At 61.2% G+C, this 2,736-nt stretch carries 3 protein-coding genes and 1 pseudogene; 1 reads left to right on the top strand and 3 read right to left on the bottom strand.

The window, feature by feature from the left end; genetic code table 11:
* The 3 genes and pseudogenes from VGO12_RS28755 to tolB all read right to left on the bottom strand — a co-directional run.
* A pseudogene (locus tag VGO12_RS28755) lies at positions 1–288 on the bottom strand (tol-pal system protein YbgF); the annotation flags it as partial.
* Between the two features lie 256 nt (positions 289–544).
* Positions 545–1,078: a peptidoglycan-associated lipoprotein Pal gene (pal, locus tag VGO12_RS28750; protein WP_327498876.1), complete on the bottom strand. Its 534-nt coding sequence runs from the start codon at positions 1,076–1,078 to the stop codon at positions 545–547.
* A gap of 181 nt (positions 1,079–1,259) precedes the next feature.
* Positions 1,260–2,546, bottom strand: a complete 1,287-nt coding sequence (tolB, locus tag VGO12_RS28745) for a Tol-Pal system beta propeller repeat protein TolB (RefSeq protein ID WP_327516145.1) — start codon at positions 2,544–2,546, stop codon at positions 1,260–1,262.
* On the opposite strand from tolB, the gene VGO12_RS28740 reads away from it, so the two are divergent.
* The coding region (locus VGO12_RS28740; protein WP_327516146.1) for a hypothetical protein at positions 2,527–2,736 on the top strand (210 nt) is incomplete at its 3' end. The genes tolB and VGO12_RS28740 overlap by 20 nt on opposite strands.

Raw genomic sequence — 2,736 nt, 5'->3', positions numbered from 1 at the left:
GAAGCGGAATTCGTTGTCCTCCTGGAACTTCCGGATCTGTTCCTGCATCTGCAGGAGCTGGAAGCTCATTTCCTCGATACGCCCGTTGAGCGAGCGGATCTGTTCTTCAAGCTGGCCAATCCGTGCGGTCTCGGCCGACTGCACCTTCACGACGGGCAGCTTCTGCACGCCTGAATTGGCTTCAGTCGTTCGGGCCAGCAGCCCTGAAAGAGGCATGGCGTTCGCCGTCTGGCCAAGGCCCGAAAGGGCTGCAAGACCGATCAGTCCCGCCACGACAAATTTCTTCATTTCATTTGTCCTGTTCGAATACCGGTTGTCCCACCCGTGATCGGGGCCCGCAATACATCTCGCCGAGTCAACTGGGTGATTGCCGCACAGTTTTCCAATTGCCCTGAAAAAGCAACGGAGTTCGGCCAAAGTGTGGTAAAAAAGCAAAGGGCGGCCGAGAGCCGCCCTTATATTTTAGCAGTCTGTGATCCTGGGGGCACGGTGCGTTCCCCGCAGCACGTCATGCTACCCGACCGAGCATGGCTCGGTCGTCAGATTACATGCCAGCGCCACCCAGTACGGTGACTGCACGGCGGTTCTGCGACCAGCACGAGATGTCGTCGCAGACGGCCACCGGCTTTTCCTTGCCGTAGGAGATCGTCTTCATGCGATTCGACGGAACGCCCTGGCTGATGAGGTAGTCGCGGGTCGAGGCCGCACGGCGCGCACCGAGCGCAAGGTTGTATTCGCGCGTGCCGCGTTCGTCGGCATGGCCTTCGATCGTGATCGCGTAGTTCGGGTACTTGGCAAGCCACTGAGCCTGGCGAGCGAGCGTCTGCTGCGCGTCTGCACGGATCGAGGTGGAGTCGGTGTCAAAGAAGATGCGGTCGCCGACATTGACGGTGAAGTCCTGCTGCGAGCCAGGCGTTGCGGCACCGGCGCCACCGAGACCAAGTTCGCCAGCACTTCCCGGCAGGTTCTTCTTCGATGCACAGCCAGCCAGGGCAAGCGTCATGACCAGGGCGATCATGACCGGGTTGCGAGCGATGGTCTGCATGCGGCCTGCGGCCGGGGTGTCAATTCGGCTCATACGCCGGTCTCCTTGAGAAGTGTCTGAATTCACGGTTGCCAGACTGTAACCGGAAGCGGTTAATCGCTTTTCAACAGTTATGGTTAACAAATCGATAATTTAAGCTCGGCGCCTGCTAGACCAGCACTTTGCGGCGAGAAAGCGGCGTCGCTGCCACATTCCCCGCCGCAAATCGGATCAACTACTCGAGCAGCGGCGACCAGGCCGGGTCGGACGCAAAGCCCTGCGTCTGGATCAGCTGTTCGTTGTAGCCGGAGAGGTCGATCGAATAGAGCTGCGGTCCGCCGGAGCCTGCGCCCTGGCGGAAAAACATCAGCACACGGCCGTTCGGCGCCCAGGTCGGGCCCTCGTTGTGGAAGCCGGTGGTCAGGATGCGCTCACCCGAACCGTCGGTCTTCATCACGCCGATCGAGAACTTGCCGCCCGACTGCTTGGTAAAGGCGATGAGGTCGCCACGCGGAGACCAGACCGGCGTCGAATAGGAGCCGTCGCCGAAGGAGATGCGGCGCTGGCCGGAACCATCTGCACCCATGACGTAGATCTGCTGGCGGCCGCCGCGGTCGCTTTCAAAGGCGATCTGGCTGCCATCGGGCGAATAGGACGGCGCGGTGTCGATCGCCGCGGTGTTGGTGAGACGGGTCGTCGTGCGCGAGCGCAGGTCCATCGTGTAGATGTTGGCGTTGCCGTCCTGCTGCAGGCTCATGATCACGCGCTGGCCATCCGGCGAGAAGCGCGGCGAGAACGTCATGCCGGGGAAGTTGCCGACGACCTCGCGCTGTCCGGTTTCCAGCTGCAGCAGGTAAACCCGCGGCTGCTGGTTTTCGAACGACATGTAGGTGACTTCCTGGCGGTTCGGCGAGAAGCGCGGCGTCAGCACGATGTCGTTGGAGTTGGTGAGCGCGCGGGCGTTGAAGCCGTCCTGGTCCATGATCGCCAGCTGACGCTTGCGCGCCGTCTTCGGGCCGCTCTCGGCGACATAGACGATGCGCGTGTCGAAGTAGCCCTTCTCGCCGGTGATGCGCTCATAGATGGCATCGGCGATGATGTGGGCGACGCGACGCCAGTTTTCCGGCTGGGTGAAGAACTGCTGGCCGGTCATCTGCGTGCCACCGAACGTGTCCCACAGGCGGAATTCCGCCTTCAACCTGCCGTCACCTTCCTGGGTCACGCGGCCGGTGACCAGCGCTTGCGCGTTGATAACCTTCCAGTCCTCGAAGCGCGGCGTGGCGTCAGGGTTGCTGATCTTTTCGATGAAGGCGCCCTTGTTGATCGGCGCAAACAGGCCGGAGCGCTTGAGGTCGGCTGCGACCACGTCGGAGATCTTCTGGCCGAGTTCGCCCTGGAGGAAATCGGTGACAGCAATCGGCAGCGGTTCGACGTTGCCCTTGTTGATGTTGATTTCGACTTCAGCATTCGCCGGCGTCACCGCCGCCACGACGGCGACTAACATGCCCGCTGCCACCATCATGGCGCGGATAAGAGAGACCTTGATCATAGAGACAAGCCTTTCAGCTTCTTACGAAGGGTTTGCAGGGGTGGTTTGCTATCCGGCATGGGTTCCAATCCCGGCAGCTCTAGAGTGCGAATTCCGAGGGGTCGAAGTTCAGCACGAGGGTATTCCATCCTTTTTCGCCCTCATATTTGTCAGGCGGCAGGTT

Origin of the sequence: Ensifer sp. (assembly GCF_035999135.1) — a bacterium.
Taxonomy (GTDB): Bacteria; Pseudomonadota; Alphaproteobacteria; order Rhizobiales; family Rhizobiaceae; genus Ensifer.
Note: the sequence above shows the minus strand (reverse complement) of the source record. Positions and strands in the feature narration are given on the sequence as shown.

Coding starts and splice junctions, on each gene's coding strand:
- pal (WP_327498876.1), bottom strand. CDS start 1,078: ATGAGCCGAATTGACACCCCGGCCGCAGGCCGCATGCAGACCATCGCT.
- tolB (WP_327516145.1), bottom strand. CDS start 2,546: ATGATGGTGGCAGCGGGCATGTTAGTCGCCGTCGTGGCGGCGGTGACG.